Genomic DNA, 17,416 nt, shown 5'->3' with positions numbered 1-17,416 from the left:
AAGTTTTTCGTTAAAAATATAAATTTTCTTCGATTGAATACAGTTTTTAAGTTTGATGGTTTGTAAGTTATTTGAATAAGCCTTTGTTGACTAAACGGGATAGCAGCGGAAATACTTTTTGTTTCTTACTTGAAGGATCTGTAAGTTATAAAGCACTAGAGAAATAGATTCCTCGTTCCTCGGAATGACAGGATGCATAAACAAAAAGATTGCAGTGTATAGCCCAGCTTACTTTAATAGTTGTAATAGGTTGCTTTTCTAAAAAGTAAATAGACTAACAGATGCTGAAATAAACAGCGAAGCTCTATTGAAGGCAAAATCAATTATGAACTACTGAAAAATTCAGCATGACGCGATATTAAAGGCTTGTGCAGGCGGCAATAACGAAGTATTTTACTACTTTTGCAAAAAATACAATTAATGAGTATAGGATTATCAGAACAGGAAATATTGCGTCGCGATTCGTTAAAACAGCTTCGCGAACTGGGTATTAACCCATATCCTGCAGAGGCGTACGAAATAAATGCTAATGCAGCAGACATTTTAGCTAACTACGAAAAAGATAAAACAGCATACAAGACAATTAGCATTGCGGGCAGAATTATGGGCCGTAATATCATGGGAGCGGCTTCTTTCGCCGAACTTCAGGACGCTACTGGTCGTATCCAAATTTATTTGAAGCGTGACGAGCTTTGCCCTGGTGATGATAAGACTTTGTACAATACTGTATTCAAGAAACTATTAGATATCGGCGATTTTGTTGGTGTGGAGGGTTATGTTTTTACTACTCAAACTGGCGAGATTTCGGTACACGTAAGCAAATTAACGGTACTTTCTAAATCTTTACGTCCGTTGCCAATTGTAAAACGCGATGACGAAGGAAATGTTTTCGATGGTTTCACCAACCCTGAATTGCGTTACAGAATGCGTTACGTAGATTTAACGGTAAACCCCGATTACAAACAAATCTTCATTAACCGTTCTAAGGTTATCAATACCATGCGTAATTACTTCGACAGCCAAGGCTGGATGGAAGTAGAAACGCCAATTTTACAGGCGGTGCACGGTGGTGCGGCGGCTCGTCCGTTTGCGACACACCACAACACTTTAGATATGCCTTTGTTCTTGCGTATCGCTAATGAGCTTTACCTAAAAAGATTAATTGTTGCTGGTTTTGATGGCGTTTACGAGTTCGGTAAAATGTTCCGTAACGAGGGAATGGACAGAACGCACAATCCTGAGTTTACTTCAATGGAAATCTATGTAGCTTACAAAGACTACGTTTGGATGATGGGTATGGTGGAAGAGTGTTTGGAGAAAATCGCTGTAGCTATCCACGGTTCGCCTGTGGTGAAAGTTGGTGGACATGAAATTGATTTTGCTGGTCCATACGAGAAATTAACGATGTACGAATCAATCCAAAAATATACGGGTATTGATGTTTCTGAGATGAGCGAAGAGCAGTTGGCTCAAACTTGTAAAGATCTAGGTATCGAGATCGATGACAGCATGGGGCGTGGTAAATTGGTGGATGAACTTTTCAGTGAGAAAGTGGAAGCTAACTTAATTCAGCCTACTTATATTACCGACTACCCTATCGAGATGACACCTTTAGCTAAGAAACACCGTAGCAAAGAAGGTTTGGTAGAGCGTTTCGAGCTTTTTGTGATGGGTAAAGAAATTGGCAACGCTTATTCTGAATTGAATGATCCAATTGACCAAAAGGAGCGTTTCGAAGATCAATTGAAATTAGCTGCCAGAGGCGATGATGAAGCAATGGCAATGGATGATGATTTCGTTCGTGCTTTGGAATATGGTATGCCTCCTACTTCTGGTTTAGGTATCGGTATTGATAGATTGGTGATGTTAATGACCGACCAGTCGACTATTCAAGAAGTATTGTTCTTCCCTCAAATGCGCCCAGAGAAAAAGAAAATCGAGCTTTCTGCTGAAGAAGCTGAATTGTATGCTTTGGTAAAAGAAGGTGAACAACAATTGCTAAGCGATATTAAAGCGCAATTAGCCGATTGGAGCAATAAAAAGTGGGATACTACTTTAAAAGGTTTAACTGGCAAAAATGTACTGAAAGTTAGTAAAACTGATGACGGTTTGTTTTTAGAGCATAAATAGAATTAATACATCTAAACATCTTAAGTCCTCAGTTTTTAACTGGGGATTTTTTTTGCCCGAATTTCTTAACTTTAATACAAAACCAATCAACTTTATGGACAAAACAGAACTTAAAGATGGCGATTTTTGTCAAGTAATTGCTGGCACACATAAGGGTAAATCAGGTACAGCAACAGATTTAAACATTAGCAAAACTGGAAATTTAACTATAACAGTTATTCAAGAAAATGGAGTTCGTTTTAAAACGCTAGGAAAGAATGTTACTGTAGTTAGCTTAAAGAACTAGTTAACACAAACATAACAGAAAGTTAAAAGCTTGTTGCAATTACAGTAACAAGCCTTTTTTATTTTAGTACCGTACTAAAGTTTAAACAAAATGAATAGTTCAAGTATCGAAATCACGGAAAACGAATATTGCATCAAGTTAAGCAAAGACACTTTTGACTTATCACTTATTCGTCAGTTAATTAAACGTATCCAAGCAGAAGAGCTTTTTTTCAGTAAGAAAAGAAGAGAAGAAGAGGATGACTTGTTGAGCAGAACAGATGCTGCTTACGAAGAGAATTTTGATCGTTTATGCGACAAATAAAAAGAGCTAATCGCTTTGTAGCAATTAGCTCTTTTTATTTTTTTACCTTATCTGTGGCTGTAGCGCACTTGTTGTTGTCTATCTAACATGCCCAGCTGATCTTTCATTTGCTTAATCTGATCAGCTAATAATTTGTTTTTATCTGCTTTCTTAGCTTCCGTTAAATACATTTGGGCTTCGCGTTTATTACGTTTTCCCATGGCAATACCTGCCAAACTTAATTTAGCTAAAGCAACGTTATGATCCATATGTAGACCGAAACTTAGAGCTGCCTTGAAATATTTTTCAGATTTCATGGGTGCTTTTCTAGATTCCATTAAACCTAACAAAAGGTTGTAATAACCAAATTGCATTTTGTTCAATTGCTTTTCGTAGTTGGTTATTCTCGACAAAAACACTTCGGCTTTTGGCATATTGTCTTTACGTAAATACCATTGTGCTATGAGCATGTTCTCGTTGTAGAAGTACGTAACGAAAACGAATATGCTAATAAAAACAGTTGGAATTCCCCAACCCCAGTGACCAAAGATAAAAAGTGCAACTGCTGCACCCAGTAAAGCAAAGCCTATAATTAGACGTACTAAATTTGACATAGTTTTTCAATATTTCTGCAAATATCGGTTTTCTATAGCAGAAAATAGCGATTTAATTTATAATTTCAACAAAAATTAGACAAAATGAAATACCTATTCACCTTTATAATTGGATTGTTTTTTATGACATCAAACGCCCAAGAAATTAATAAAAAGTTAGAAGATCAAATAAAACATAAAGAAATCATGTTAAATGAATGCTCAAGGGAGGGTTTGGTAGAATTCCCAGAATTTAAAGCTAGCTATGATGCCAATTACGAAAACTACAAAGTAGATTCTACATCTATTCCGCAGTTAGAAAAGTTAATTAAAGGCAAAAAAATTAAAGTAGTTTTAGGCACTTGGTGTGGAGATAGCAAATATCAAGTACCCAACTTTTTAAAAGTAACCGATGCGGTAAAAGTTAAAGAAAGCGATGTAACTTTTGTTGCTGTAGATGGTGCTAAAAAAGCTGAAAATGGTTTGTTAGATGGTCTAGATATTCAACGTGTACCAACTTTTATTGTTTTAGATAAAAAAGGTAAGGAAATTGGTCGTATTGTAGAAAATCCTAAAAAAAGTATCGAACTAGATTTGATTGATATTTTATCTGTTAAAAAGCAGAAGTAAAATTTTCACTTTAAACTTTATACTTTTAACTTAAAAAATGGCTGTAGATTTAGAACCAGGTTGGCTTAAAGTATTGGAAGGCGAGTTTGATCAGCCTTACATGAAATCGTTAAAAAACTTCCTACAAGAAGAAAAACAAGCTGGTTTTACAGTGTTCCCTAAAGGCTCAGATATTTTTAATGCCTTTAAACATACACCGTTTGACCAAGTAAAAGTTATTATTTTAGGACAAGATCCTTATCACAACGTTGGGCAAGCTCACGGACTTTCTTTTTCCGTACAAAAAGGTGTTGTTCCGCCACCTTCTCTTAAAAACATCTACAAAGAACTAGCGGATGAATTTCCTGATTTTAAAGCACCAAACCATGGCGAATTAACTGCATGGGCAGATCAGGGAGTTTTATTGTTAAATGCAACATTAACGGTTAGAGCACATACCGCTGGCTCGCATCAGAAACGGGGGTGGGAACAATTTACAGATAAAGTAATTACCGAACTTTCTGCTAAAAAAACAGGTTTAGTGTTTATTTTGTGGGGCAATTATGCCAAACAGAAGGAAGCTTTAATCGACAAAAGTAAGCATTTCATTATCAGTTCTGCTCACCCGTCACCTTTCTCGGCCTATAATGGTTTCTTTGGCTCAAAGCCTTTTTCTAAGACTAACGAAATCCTTAAAAAACAAGGAAAAGAAGAAATTAACTGGCATGTTACCTAATTTACGAATTACGATTGGCAGAATTCAAAGCTAACTAATACCTAACTCCTGATACCTGAACATTAATTAATACTCAAGAGGCACAATCGGTTCCTTCTTTGTAGTAGACATGATCATCATCGTTTGAAAAGTCTTCACTACAGAAATCTTACTGATTTTATCCATAATTAAGCGCTCGTAAGATTTAATATCACTTACATAAACCTTCAACAAGAAATCTGCCTGACCAGTTACATGGTGACATTCTGTTACTTCTTTGATTTGATTTACTTCGTCCAAAAAGATTTGAATGGTATTGTTTTTATGGAAATCAAGTTGAATCTGGATGAAAGTCTTAATGCCCAAACCTAATTTTTCTTCATCAACTAAAGCATGATAACTTTTGATGTAGCCTGACATTTCCAGCTTACGCACACGTTCTAAAGTTGGTGCCGGCGATAAACCAATTTCTTGCGAAAGCAGTAGATTGGTAATTCTACCATTTTCTTGCAATAATTTTAAAATTTTGAAATCGATTTTATCTAGTTCGAGTGCCATACTTTATAATTTGAATTGACCAAAGATATAACAGGAAGCTTAACACACAAAATTTTATTCTAAAATTAATGTAAAAATTTAGCGAATATTTTATGTTAAAATTTTTAGATTTGTCTAAATAATGAATTAGAAAACCAAAAATGCAGTCATATACCGAAGAGAATTACTTAAAAATCATTTATCACCTGTCGGAAATTAGCAATCCGGTGCTAACTAACGCTATTGCAGAGCGTATTCAAACTAAAGCGGCGTCTGTAACTGATATGATTAAAAAGCTTTCGGAAAAGGAATTGGTAAACTATGTAAAGTATCAAGGTGTAACGCTAACAGAAAAAGGCAAACTTACAGCCATTAATATTGTTAGAAAGCACAGATTATGGGAGGTATTTTTGGTAGACAAGCTTAATTTTAAGTGGGATGAAGTGCATGAAGTAGCTGAAGAGTTAGAGCACATCCAATCTAATTTATTGATAGAACGTTTAGACCAGTTCTTAGATTTCCCAAAAGTAGATCCTCACGGCGACCTCATTCCAGATAAGCACGGCAACTTCGCCGATCTTTCTTTTTTCAAATTGAGTAAACTTAACGCTAAAGATAAAGGAACTATCACTGGCGTAAGTGAACACTCTTCGGCTTTTCTCAAACACTTAGAAAAACTGGGGCTAACCTTAGGCAAACGCGTCGAGATTATTGAAGTTTTAGAGTTTGATGGTTCTGTTGAACTTTTGGTAGAACAACAAAAAACGAACATCAGCAGAGAAGTAGCTAAGCACATTTTAATTACCAAAAACTAATGGCAGAGAAGCAGTCCTTAAGCGAAGTACATCAAAGTGTAGCTACCAACCAGAAAAAAGGTTGGCGAAGGATATTAGCTTTCTTAGGTCCAGCGTACTTGGTAAGTGTAGGTTACATGGATCCAGGAAACTGGGCTACAGACATTGCTGGCGGTAGTAAATTTGGTTATCAGCTCATTTGGGTGCTGTTGATGTCTAATCTTATTGCCCTACTTCTGCAATCTTTAAGTGCTCGTTTAGGTATTGTAAGAGGATTGGATTTGGCACAAGCTTCCAGGAACACCTATCCTAAATGGGTTAATTTTCCATTATTTGTATTAGCGCAAACAGCTATCATTGCTTGTGATTTGGCAGAAATCATCGGGATGGCCATTGGTTTAAACCTCCTTTTCGGACTGCCGTTGATTTGGGGTATTTCCATCACTATCTTCGATACCGTCCTCTTACTTTTCTTGCTCAACAAAGGCATGCGTAAAATGGAGGCTTTCATTGTCTCTATGGTTTTTATCGTGGGGCTTTCTTTCTTGGTAGAGATGTTCATTGTAGAACCATCCTTAAAAGAAATCGCCAAAGGTTTTGAACCGTCAATGTTGGGTGGAGAAGCACTTTACATCGCCATTGGTATTATTGGAGCCACGGTAATGCCACACAATTTGTACCTCCACTCATCCTTAGTACAAACCCGAAAGTTCGAAAGAGACAGCAAAGGAATTAAAGAAGCCATTAAATTTAACTTTATAGATACTGCAGTTGCCCTCAATTTGGCATTTTTCGTTAATGCAGCCATTTTAATTTTAGCAGCCGCAGCATTCTACAAAAATGGTTTCCACGAAGTTGCAGAGATACAAGATGCCCACGAATTGCTGACTAATATTTTCGGAAATGTAGCTCCTGCCCTATTTGCCATCGCCTTAATTGCTGCTGGACAGAGTTCTACCGTAACAGGCACACTTGCCGGACAAATCGTAATGGAAGGTCACTTAAATTTAAGAATTCAACCTTGGCTACGCCGATTAATTACCCGTTTACTGGCTATTGTTCCTGCGTTTTTTACCATTCTTTATTTTGGCGATGATGCCCTCGGCGGACTGTTGATTTTAAGTCAGGTGGTGCTAAGTTTACAACTAGGCTTTGCTATAATCCCTTTAATCCACCTTAACTCCGACAAAAAGGAAATGAAGGAGTTTACGATTAAACTTTGGGTAAAGATTTTGGCTTGGCTAAGTGCTGCTGTAATTGTGGCACTCAATATCAAATTAGTGATAGAAGAAATGGGCGGTTGGATGTCAGAATCCAACGCTTGGTATATTTACGTAATTGTATTGCCGGCATCTGTTCTCATTGCTTTATTATTAGCGTATATTTTCATCTATCCTTTTGTTAACAAGAAACAACGCATCGGCAATGTACCTCACGGCGATGCATTGGCAATTGGAAACATAGAAAAAATCAATTACGAACGCATTGGCATCACCGTAGATTTTTCAGAGAACGATAGGAAAACTATTCGACATGCGCTCATACAAGGTGGAAAAGATGCACATTATTACCTAATTCACGTGGTAGAAACCGCAGCCGCTCGTTATCACGGCAAAACAGCAATGGATCACGAAACACAGTCGGATATTGATAACCTCAAAAAATATCAAGAAAACCTAGCAGACTTGGGATACCAAGCCACACCACATATTGGTTTTGGAGGAACAGCTAAAGCCATCGCCGACATCAGTAACTCAAATCAATTGGAACTGTTAGTGATGGGCGCACATGGTCACAAAGGTTTAAAAGATTTGATATTTGGCACTACCGTAGATTCGGTAAGGCACAAAGTGGATATTCCGGTTTTAATTGTGAGATAATTTATTTTGGAAAGCAATTTTAGTACTACTATTTACTGATAGTCCCGCTTTTTGCTTCTGCCGATAAAATCGGCATCCACTTCAATCGGATTTAGAAAACAAAAAACACTGCTCAAAAATTAATAAGTTTGGTTCATACTAATTCAAAATTGACACATCATTTCACAGCAGTTTTAGAAATTATCGGCATAAATCCATTTGTATTTATTCCAGATGAGATATTGAAGCAACTTTTTTCTGAGCACGGAAAAGACAAGGGACACATACCAGTTTGTGGTATCATCAATAAAAAGCGATACACACAAACATTATTGAAATATAAAGGCGAATGGCGCTTGTATATCAATACCACAATGTTAAAAAACTCACCTAAATTAATTGGAGAAGAAATTAGCATTGAAATTCAAATCGACACAACAAGCAGAGCGATATCGCCTCACCCAAAACTAGCAAGAGCATTAAACGAAAATCAACCGGCTAAAGTTATATTTGAGCAGCTAACTCCATCAAAACAAAAAGAAATCATTAAATATATCTCCTTCTTGAAATCTGAAAAAAGCATTGAAGAGAATATCGAAAAAGCAATTGGCTTTTTGTTAGGTAAAAACAGATTTATTGGAAGAGACAATCCATAGTTCTATTCAATTACCTCAAATTATACCTCAATCCAAAGAAACCTCTAATGCCTTGATTTGGCGCATACATATAACTTGGATCAAAAGTTAAACCGTAGGGATTGTTTGGCGTTGCAACCGCATTTCCATTAGCATCAAATTGCACTTGCTTATCAAAAGGATCATTAGCTCTAGCGATAATAAAAGGATTATTTCTAGTTGGCTTAAAGTTGAGCAAGTTTTTTACGCCACCATACACTTCCAAGTTTTTAAACCCACGATAAGTAAACTGAACATTCTGCAAACTCCAAACTGGAGAATTTGGCTGTCGTGGATCCAACTCATTTAACAAAGGCAAACGCATTGGCCCGTAAATATTGCCAGTATAATCAATTCCTAAATTCAGTTTATTAATGAGATACGAAACTGACCAAGTTCCCATCCATTTCTCGGTAAGTATTTGCTGAGTTTTCACACCGTCTTCTATCAATCCAACATCCTGCAAAGTAATACCAGCGTTCAATTTTAAGCCGAAATTCAACACTACATCCAAATTACCAGTTAAGCCTTTACTAACTGCGTAGCCACTCAAATTATCATACCTAATCTGATTAGTATTGGTTTCGTAATCTGCCACAATCCTATTAGTGAAGTGCGTATAAAAGGCGGACACATCGAACGTAAAAATGTTTCCATTGGTGGCATAAAGTTTCTTCAAGTAATTCAGATTCAAGTTATAAGTTTTTTCTGGCTTTAAGTCGTTTTCTATGATTACATCTCTAGCTCCAGTTAACGCAGCATGGTCTTCTGTAAAAATGTTGACTACCCTAAAACCAGTTCCGGCGTTTAATCTTAAAATACTCGTTTCATCAAAATTGATTTTATAAGCGAAACGTGGTGTAAAAATACTCCCGTGGTTAGAATTATAATCGTAACGTATCCCTAGCAACACTGAGTGCTTTTGAGCTAGCTTGATTTCATCTTGTACGAATATTCCAGGCAAGTATGTATTTTCGGGTGTATTGCCGTTAACCTGCGAAAAAGTTGCTGGTGTGTTGTCATCGTAATAAGTATAACGAAAAGCAGTACCAAAAAGCAAATCGTGGTTATCGATTTTCTTATCCCAAGTAAGTTGAGAGAAAGCAATGTTCTGTCGTGCAATGTAAGAAGTAATTCCGTAGCGACTATCCTGATTGTGGCTGGTCAGTGAAAATGCAAGGAACATTTTCTCCTTAACTGGCAGCTGATAATTCCCCAACAACTCGAAACGTTTGGTGTAAATACTTTCGCCATAAACTTCATCACCACCTCTATCGGCTTTTGTCCAGTTCATTTCTCCACCCCATCTATCTTCATATAAAAACCGCCCTGCTAAAGAAAACAAACGATTTTCCTTTCTTTGAAAATTCCACTTTTGAAAAACTGAAATACGATCTTGCAAAGTGACATCGGTGAAATTATCATGGTTATGATCTACTTTGTTACCATATTTAAAGTAATTCAATCCTGTTAATACATTTATTTTAGGATGGATCTTCGTTTTTAATCCTACATCAAGATTGTGCTCTAAATAACTTGTCGTCATCAAATCAACACTTAGCGCAGAAGCTTTATTCACATCTTTAGTGATGATATTAATTAGACCACCAACTGCCTCACTCCCATACAAAGAAGAAGCCGGACCTTTCACCACTTCTACCCTTTCTACCAAAGAATTTGGAATTCCAGACAGCCCATAAACGGTGGAAAGACTGCTCACAATTGGCATCCCGTCAATCATTACCATAGTGTAAGGGCCTTCTAGGCCATTGATATGAATATCTCCAGTATTACAAATATTGCAGTTTAACTGCGGGCGCACACCGTTAATATTTTGTAAGGCATCAAAAATACTCGGTGTTGGATTTTTCTGAAAAAACTTAGCTGTATAAATCTCTACCGGCACCGGACTTTCTAACCTGTTTACCTCCTTCTGTGTTCCAGTAATAACCACCTCTCTCAAATCTTCCTTTTGCTCAATTAAATTAAAAGTGATGATCGTATCCGAAGAGACTTCAATTCTATTTATTTGTGGTTTGTACCCCACCGCTGTAATGCGGATTTGATAGCGTCCTGCGTTTAAAGCAACGAAACCAAACTCTCCATCGGCATTGGTTTGTGTTGAGCGTTGCAGTTCTACAATACGCAAATTAGCTTTTGGAACTGCAATTCCGTTACTTTCCACCTTTCCTTTGAAGACTAGATCTTGAGCAAAAGTAGTTAATGAAAGTATCAAGAAACTGAAGACAAATAATATCCTTTTCATTTAATTAGCTATACAAAAATATAAATTTAGACAAATCTAAAAATAAATTTAGAAATATAAATAAAATTGAATTGAAAATATAAAATCATATCATTAACGCAACTTTATTGCAAAAATAGAAATCAGAAACTAAAACGCAACTAAATTGCATTAAAACAAACCGTCAAAAATTTCGTTGTCAATAAAAATCTTTAGTGATTATACATACCGTACTTTTTCAACAATTTCGCAATTAAACAATTCAGCAATTAACCTATCTTTGCAATATGCCTAACGATATACAGATAAAGAATAAGAGAGCCTATTTTGATTACCACATTTCAGATAAATATGTAGCTGGAATTGCGTTACTTGGCACAGAAATAAAATCTATAAGACAAGGAAAAGCAAATATAACCGATGCATTTTGCACTTTTATAGGCAGTAGCCTTTATGTAAGAAATCTTCATATTTCAGAATATAGCCATAGCTCATTCTATCATCATGATATTAAGAGAGACCGCGTGCTCCTTTTGCAGAAGAAAGAACTTAGGAAACTAAAAATAAAAGGCGAAGAGAAAGGTTTTACCATTGTACCGCTTCGTATTTTTATCAATGAAAGAGGTTTTGCTAAAATTGAAATTGCATTAGGACAAGGTAAAAAAGAATTCGACAAACGTGATAGCATCAAAGAAAGAGATGGCAAACGTGAGTTGGATAGAGCGATGAAATTTTAAAAGAGAAATTGAGTAAATTGATAAATGAGAAAATTATTCGACTGTCATAAAAATACTTACTCATTTAGTCATTTACTCATTCAAAATTAATTTATGAAAATAGTTTTTATGGGTACGCCCGATTTCGCAGTAGCATCATTAAATGCGCTGAAGAACGCGGGATTTGATATTGTTGGAGTGGTTACAGCTGCTGATAAACCTGCGGGACGTGGGCAAAAGTTAAATGAAAGTGCGGTTAAGAAATATGCTGTAGAAAATGGATTAAAAGTTCTACAACCTTTAAAATTAAAAGACTCAGAGTTTATTGCCGAACTACAATCATTGAATGCAGATTTACAGGTGGTAGTTGCTTTTAGGATGTTGCCAGAAGTTGTTTGGAATATGCCACCGAAAGGAACTATTAATCTACACGGATCGTTGTTACCACAATATAGAGGTGCTGCACCTATTAACCATGCTATTATTAATGGAGAAAAAGAAAGTGGCGTAACTACCTTCTTTTTAAAACAGGAGATTGACACTGGAGATGTGATTTTATCTGCAAGTACGCCAATTACGGAAGAAGATACAGCAGGTACACTTCACGATAAGCTAATGAATATTGGTGCAGAGCTGATTATGAAAACGGTTAAATCTATTGAAGAAGGTAACTACACAGAAGTACCACAACCAATGGATACCGAACTAAAAGCTGCACCAAAAATTTTCAAGGATTTTTGCGAGATTAACTGGAAACAGGACAATCAAGTGGCTTATAATCACATTAGAGGTTTGAGCCCTTACCCTACTGCGTTTACTTTTTTGAACGAAAAAACATTGAAGGTGTTTAAAGTTGAAAAGGAAGATGTAAATCCAACAGTTGAAGCCGGAAGTTTTGAAACAGATGGTAAAACTTTCTTAAAATTTGCTACCAACAACGGCTATATTAAATTATTGGAATTGCAACTGGAAGGCAAAAAACGTATGCAGGTTGATGAATTTCTGAGAGGTGTAAGATTATAATTTGTTCATTGGCTCATTTGTTCATTAGTTTTTTTGCCTCAAAATATGAGATTGCCTTTTAGCTCTTTGATGTACGCAGGTTATTGTTTCCTACTTTGATTATTCATTTTTGGTAATTGTTTATTGATTATTTGGTCATTATTTTTTTATTAGATGGATGCAGATCAAAAAAGTATTTTAGAGGCTAAAAAACATCAAATTCACTTGCGTATTAGGGTTGATGAGTTTATAGATAGACACTTATTAAATTGGCTTGAAATTTATGAAACTATCTTGTCTTGCAATGTTGACCATGAGCTGGTGCAATTGGCGAACGTAGCAGAAGAGGAGATTGTTTTTTGGGAAACAGTGCTACAAAAGCCACCATTTGCTAAATTCAACTTTGATCTGCGACTACTCAACACCGAAGATCAGAAAAATATTTACGCTCAAATTCATGATGCTTATCCTTCTACCTATCCGTTAAGATATATGCCTAGCGATACCGTTCCATTGTTGGTTTCGGATAAGCCTGATTTAATTATTACAGACTTTGCTAAAAAGCTATCGATTGATTTAGAAGAAGATGTTTACTTGACATATCTCTATTATTCACCTGTGCTGAAAGTAAAACTAAATGACATTATCGCTTCTGCGGAACAATTATATGATTTTCCGATGGAGGATATTTTAATTACAGCACCAAATTTAGATTGGATGATTTTCCGTTCGATGGAGGGTGAATGGCGGTTTTGCAAAAGAACTACCGCACTGGATTAACTAAACCTTATTGAAGCGGAAATACTTTTTGTCTTAAATGTCATTCTGAGCGCAGCGAAGAACCCGTTTCTCCTAGCAGTTTTAAAATAGATTCCACCTTCCTCGGAATGACAGGAAGCCTAAACAAAAAGATTATAGCGGAAAGAAGGACTTCAATTGCCGAAACGCATAGAACATTGCTTTTCAAATTATATAACGCTTTAAGATTGTGTAATTTTCAGCAATTAGGCCGACTCATTTAACCAAGCACTAAACGCTCTTGCAACTTCGTTAAAATAGCGTTTGCGTCCGTAGCCCATTACCCACCTTACACCGCCAATAGCGTTGGTTAAAAACACTTCTTCGGCTTCGTTTAAAATCTGTGGATTAATCTGTGCCTCAATTAACGGCAACTGATGTTTTTTCGCTAGCTGCATCACCACATTACGCATTACACCACTCACACAGCCTTCAGAAAGTGCAGGTGTGTAAATTTGGTTCTGATAAACTACAAAGAGGTTAGAACTTGTGCTTTCGCACAAAAATCCGTTTTGGTTAAGTAATAAAACTTCATCTAAGCGATGTTGTTTTTGATAAATTGCAGCCATTACAAAGGGCAGCGAATTGGTAGTCTTATAATTTGAGAGTTTGTTGATAGGCTTAGCTATTTCATCGTAAACATCTACAATAATGCCTTTTTTGTTTAGCTCGTAGCTAGCCGTTTCTAAAGGTTTAACTTCTAGTAAATAGCCAACCTTATTGGTTTCTGGGGTGTAAAGCCCTTCGCCCTGCCTGTAAATGGTTAGGCGAAAACGGGCATTGCCATTAATTTTATTCTTACGTGCTAGTTCGGCTGTTTTTTGCTTTAAAAAATAGCCGTCGAGTAAATTGTAGCCGTCCATTTTTAAGGCTTTCATTGTAGCCTTAATTCTATCGGCGTGTAGTTCTGGAAATTTCAACTTGCCGCTACACATACGCATAGTTTCAAAAAAGCCGTCGCCAAACTTAAAAGCTCGGTTTGTAGCTTGCAATATAGCAGTGTCGCTGGTAAAAAACTGGTCGTTAAATAATATGTATTGCGACATTTATGCGATATAGTTACGCCATTTATTTAAAACTGCTTCAAAATCTGCTGGCATCGGCGCCTCGAACTCCATATATTGTTGTGTTGTTGGATGAATAAAACCCAATGTTTGCGCATGTAAGGCCTGACGTGGCATCAATTCGAAACAATTGGCAACAAATTGCTTGTATTTAGAGAACGTAGTTCCTTTTAAAATCTTATCGCCACCATAGGTTGCATCGCTAAAAAGCGGATGACCGATGTGTTTCATGTGTGCCCTGATTTGATGTGTACGACCAGTTTCTAACTGGCAGCTTACTAAAGTAACGTAGTTTAAACGCTCTAAAACTTTGTAATTAGTTACCGACCACTTGCCCTTCTCTTCATCATCATACACATCTTGGATAATTCTATTTTTTAGGCTTCGCCCGATGTACCCCTCAATTCTTCCATCATTTTCGATATCACCCCAGGCTAATGCTAAATATTTACGGGTAATACTGTGATCAAAAAACTGCTTTGCCAATTTAGTCATGGTGATTTCGTTTTTACTGATGAGTAGCAGTCCAGAGGTATCTTTATCTATGCGATGCACCAAACCGGGGCGGCCATCGTTTCCAGGTAGCGTAGGTAATTGCTCAAAATGGAACGCTAGTGCATTTACCAAAGTTCCGGTATAATTATTAAAACCCGGATGAACTACCATTCCTGCTGGCTTGTTTACCACTAGCAAATCATCGTCTTCGTAAACAATATCAATTGGAATATCTTCTGGATACACTTCTGTATCACGCGGAGGCTGCGCATAAACGATCGAAATTTCATCGAACGGCTTCACCTTGTAGCTCGCTTTAATTTGCTGTTTATTAACCAGAACGTTTCCTGCATCAATGGCATTCTGTATTCTGTTACGTGACGCATTTTCTATACGGTGCATCAAAAACTTGTCAATTCGCAACAAAGACTGTCCTTTATCTACTACGATATTAAAATGTTCAAATAAATCTTGTTCCTCTTCTTCTTGGCCTATTGCGAAATTTTCCATGTTGCAAAAGTAATTCATCAAAAATGATATTCCTAAAAAACAATTTGGCTTATTTGTTGTAGTGTAGTTGACGAATTAATGATGTGTGTATGAAAAACTTCTCCCAAAATTTTAGGATTGTAATGAATTTTTTTCCTTATTTGATTAGAAAGATATATTTTCGTGTCTGAAAATCAAACAAATAAACATGGAAATTAAATTTAGGGCGTTGAGGAACATGGTGTTGCTTAGCGCTTTTTTTATGCCGTTAAGTTTAATGGCACAAGATGAAGTTGGGGGTGTTTTTAGAGGAGACCCTCAGGATGCAGCTAAACTAGCTGGTGCTTACTTGCTTCCTGCAACCACTGGTTTTGGTTTAGGCTTAAACTCTGGATGGTATACATCAGCAAAAGCCAAAGGAACTTTACGTTTCGATTTACGTATAACTGGTACGGCCGCATTCGTTCCAAACAAAGACAAAAACTTTGATGTAGCGAAACTAGGTCTAACTAGTATGTCGGCTGTAGGAAGTTCTGTTACTCCTACCGTAGCAGGTCCGGAAGTAGACGGAGCCAAAATGCAGGTAAATAGAAATGGACAGCAGTTTAATTTACCCGACGGAGTTGGATTGAACATCATACCATCTCCACAGGTACAACTTACTGTTGGTTTGCCAAAAAATATTGACGTGTCATTCCGCTACTTGCCAACAATAGATCTTGATGATGTTGGTAAAGTTAACTTATTTGGAGTTGGTGCTAAAGTTGAACTTTTACCGATAATTTTGGGTAAAAAGGAGAAATTATTACCATTTGATTTGGCTGTAGCTTTTGGTTATACCCAATTAACTTGGAATATTCCTCTCGAAGTAGGCACCAACCCAGATCCTAATCAAAATATCGATATTAAACTATCTGGCTTTAGTACTGATGTCATCATTTCAAAAAGATTATCTGTATTCACGCCTTTTTTCAGCGTAGGCTACAACAAATCTAACACAGATATTAGAGCCTTGGGCACATATAATTTTGATGGAGAAGTACATAAAGATCCATTTCAGATTAAAAGAGATGATGTAAATGGTATGAGAGCCTCTGCTGGTTTCCAACTACATTTAGGGTTCTTTAGACTTTACACCTCTTACACCCAAGCTAAATATGGCTACCTAAACGCTGGTATAGGCTTAGGCATCGGAAAATAAAATTTTCAAAAACGCTTAAAAAAGCTTCTCTTTGGAGGAGCTTTTTTTATGCAGTTACCTAGTCCTATCAATCATGTTTCTTATAACGGTTACAGTATTTCGATTAAACGAGATGACTTGATAGATCCGTTTGTATCTGGTAATAAATGGCGAAAACTTAAGTACATCCTGCTAGATGCAGCCGCCAAAAACAAAAATCATCTTGTAACCTTTGGAGGAGCTTATTCTAATCATTTGCTAGCCACCGCAGCTGCAGCGGCCAAACACCAATTAAAAGTTACTGCATTTGTGAGAGGCGAGGAAGTTGAGAACCCAATGCTTACACTGTGTAAGTTATTCGGCATGCAGTTGAACTTTGTAGACAGAGAATGTTATAGGAACAAGCAAAGTTTATTCGAAAAGCACTACAGAAATGATCAAAACACCTATTTCATAGATGAAGGTGGCGCAAGTGAAGCAGCTACAATTGGCTGTGCAGAAATTATCACAGAACTGACAGTACATTTTGATCATATTTTTTGTGCTGCAGGTACAGGAACAACGGCGGCAGGCTTATTAAAAAGCATCAACAAACTTGATTTAAATACGCAACTCCATGTAATTCCAATATTAAAAGGCGGAGATTTTATTAAGGATGAAATAGCTCATTACGAAACAAACATAGACAAGCTACAACTACATTGCGATTACCATTTCGGTGGTTATGCAAAAACTAATCCTCAACTCATTTCTTTTATTAAAGATTTCACCTCAAAAACTGGTGTACTTTTAGATCCTATTTACACCGGAAAAATGTTTTACGCTATTAATGATTTGCTTGAGAAAAAACAGTTTCCAAAAGAAGCCAAAATACTAGCAATACATACCGGCGGATTATTTGGAATTTTGGGAAAACTCGATGAATTTTAAAAGGCACCTAAAAATAAC

The 17,416-nt window shown here is 36.6% G+C and carries 18 protein-coding genes; 13 read left to right on the top strand and 5 right to left on the bottom strand.

All coding sequences use genetic code 11. From position 1 onward, the window contains the following. The first annotated feature begins 420 nt into the window (after positions 1-420). The 3 genes from lysS to AC23ME_RS14055 all read left to right on the top strand — a co-directional run bounded on the left by lysS (position 421) and on the right by AC23ME_RS14055 (position 2,719). The gene (lysS, locus tag AC23ME_RS14065) at positions 421-2,130 is read left to right on the top strand and encodes a lysine--tRNA ligase (RefSeq protein WP_487728411.1); all 1,710 of its coding nucleotides are present in this window, start codon (positions 421-423) and stop codon (positions 2,128-2,130) included. Positions 2,131-2,224: 94 nt separating this feature from the next. Further along, positions 2,225-2,416 carry an RNA-binding protein gene (locus AC23ME_RS14060; protein ID WP_487728410.1) on the top strand — a complete coding sequence of 64 codons (192 nt, stop codon included), beginning with the start codon at positions 2,225-2,227 and terminating at the stop codon, positions 2,414-2,416. Positions 2,417-2,506: 90 nt separating this feature from the next. Continuing rightward, positions 2,507-2,719, top strand: coding sequence for a hypothetical protein (locus tag AC23ME_RS14055; protein ID WP_487728409.1), 213 nt, complete (start codon positions 2,507-2,509; stop codon positions 2,717-2,719). A gap of 47 nt (positions 2,720-2,766) precedes the next feature. Here AC23ME_RS14055 and AC23ME_RS14050 read toward each other — a convergent pair whose 3' ends face one another. Then, positions 2,767-3,312, bottom strand: a complete 546-nt coding sequence (locus AC23ME_RS14050) for a DUF2892 domain-containing protein (RefSeq protein ID WP_487728408.1) — start codon at positions 3,310-3,312, stop codon at positions 2,767-2,769. Between the two features lie 84 nt (positions 3,313-3,396). Here AC23ME_RS14050 and AC23ME_RS14045 point away from each other — a divergent pair, with 84 nt between their 5' ends. Further along, positions 3,397-3,921 carry a TlpA family protein disulfide reductase gene (locus AC23ME_RS14045; protein ID WP_487728407.1) on the top strand — a complete coding sequence of 175 codons (525 nt, stop codon included), beginning with the start codon at positions 3,397-3,399 and terminating at the stop codon, positions 3,919-3,921. A 37-nt stretch (positions 3,922-3,958) separates the two neighbouring features. After that, positions 3,959-4,636, top strand: coding sequence for a uracil-DNA glycosylase (ung, locus tag AC23ME_RS14040; RefSeq protein ID WP_487728406.1), 678 nt, complete (start codon positions 3,959-3,961; stop codon positions 4,634-4,636). 66 nt (positions 4,637-4,702) lie between these two features. Here the strand turns inward: ung and AC23ME_RS14035 are convergent, their stop codons facing one another. Continuing rightward, a complete protein-coding gene (locus AC23ME_RS14035) occupies positions 4,703-5,173 on the bottom strand; it encodes an Lrp/AsnC family transcriptional regulator (protein WP_097127375.1) in 471 nt (156 codons plus the stop codon). 140 nt (positions 5,174-5,313) lie between these two features. On the opposite strand from AC23ME_RS14035, the gene AC23ME_RS14030 reads away from it, so the two are divergent. The 3 genes from AC23ME_RS14030 to AC23ME_RS14020 all read left to right on the top strand — a co-directional run bounded on the left by AC23ME_RS14030 (position 5,314) and on the right by AC23ME_RS14020 (position 8,461). Beyond that, complete coding sequence (locus tag AC23ME_RS14030; protein ID WP_487728405.1) at positions 5,314-5,967, top strand: metal-dependent transcriptional regulator; 654 nt, start codon at positions 5,314-5,316, stop codon at positions 5,965-5,967. After that, the gene (locus AC23ME_RS14025; protein WP_487728404.1) at positions 5,967-7,826 is read left to right on the top strand and encodes an Nramp family divalent metal transporter; all 1,860 of its coding nucleotides are present in this window, start codon (positions 5,967-5,969) and stop codon (positions 7,824-7,826) included. Before AC23ME_RS14030 ends, AC23ME_RS14025 begins: the two co-directional genes overlap by 1 nt. Positions 7,827-7,975: 149 nt before the next feature. After that, positions 7,976-8,461, top strand: coding sequence for a YdeI/OmpD-associated family protein (locus tag AC23ME_RS14020; RefSeq protein ID WP_487728403.1), 486 nt, complete (start codon positions 7,976-7,978; stop codon positions 8,459-8,461). 10 nt (positions 8,462-8,471) lie between these two features. Here AC23ME_RS14020 and AC23ME_RS14015 read toward each other — a convergent pair whose 3' ends face one another. Continuing rightward, a complete protein-coding gene (locus AC23ME_RS14015; protein ID WP_487728402.1) occupies positions 8,472-10,745 on the bottom strand; it encodes a TonB-dependent receptor in 2,274 nt (757 codons plus the stop codon). Between the two features lie 266 nt (positions 10,746-11,011). Between AC23ME_RS14015 and smpB the strand changes: the two genes are divergently transcribed. The 3 genes from smpB (at position 11,012) to AC23ME_RS14000 (ending at position 13,222) form a co-directional block, all read left to right on the top strand. Then, entirely contained in the window at positions 11,012-11,461 is a 450-nt protein-coding gene (gene smpB / locus AC23ME_RS14010; RefSeq protein WP_487728401.1) for an SsrA-binding protein SmpB, read from the top strand. 93 nt (positions 11,462-11,554) lie between these two features. Further along, on the top strand, positions 11,555-12,463 hold the full coding sequence (gene fmt, locus AC23ME_RS14005) for a methionyl-tRNA formyltransferase (protein WP_487728400.1): 909 nt from the start codon (positions 11,555-11,557) through the stop codon (positions 12,461-12,463). A 153-nt stretch (positions 12,464-12,616) separates the two neighbouring features. After that, positions 12,617-13,222: a hypothetical protein gene (locus AC23ME_RS14000; RefSeq protein WP_487728399.1), complete on the top strand. Its 606-nt coding sequence runs from the start codon at positions 12,617-12,619 to the stop codon at positions 13,220-13,222. A gap of 224 nt (positions 13,223-13,446) precedes the next feature. On the opposite strand, the gene AC23ME_RS13995 is transcribed toward AC23ME_RS14000, so the two are convergent. Both AC23ME_RS13995 and AC23ME_RS13990 read right to left on the bottom strand, forming a co-directional pair. Further along, complete coding sequence (locus AC23ME_RS13995; protein WP_487728398.1) at positions 13,447-14,286, bottom strand: aminotransferase class IV; 840 nt, start codon at positions 14,284-14,286, stop codon at positions 13,447-13,449. Continuing rightward, positions 14,287-15,309 carry an RluA family pseudouridine synthase gene (locus tag AC23ME_RS13990; RefSeq protein ID WP_487728397.1) on the bottom strand — a complete coding sequence of 341 codons (1,023 nt, stop codon included), beginning with the start codon at positions 15,307-15,309 and terminating at the stop codon, positions 14,287-14,289. A gap of 187 nt (positions 15,310-15,496) precedes the next feature. On the opposite strand from AC23ME_RS13990, the gene AC23ME_RS13985 reads away from it, so the two are divergent. Both AC23ME_RS13985 and AC23ME_RS13980 read left to right on the top strand, forming a co-directional pair. After that, complete coding sequence (locus AC23ME_RS13985; RefSeq protein WP_487728396.1) at positions 15,497-16,489, top strand: DUF6588 family protein; 993 nt, start codon at positions 15,497-15,499, stop codon at positions 16,487-16,489. A 48-nt stretch (positions 16,490-16,537) separates the two neighbouring features. Then, positions 16,538-17,398, top strand: coding sequence for a 1-aminocyclopropane-1-carboxylate deaminase/D-cysteine desulfhydrase (locus tag AC23ME_RS13980; protein ID WP_487728395.1), 861 nt, complete (start codon positions 16,538-16,540; stop codon positions 17,396-17,398). Positions 17,399-17,416: the final 18 nt, after the last annotated feature.

The sequence above is a fragment of the Pedobacter sp. T50_32 genome (genome assembly GCF_057652195.1).
The sequence above is the reverse complement of the archived record's forward strand: the minus strand, read 5'-3'. Positions and strand labels throughout refer to the sequence as shown.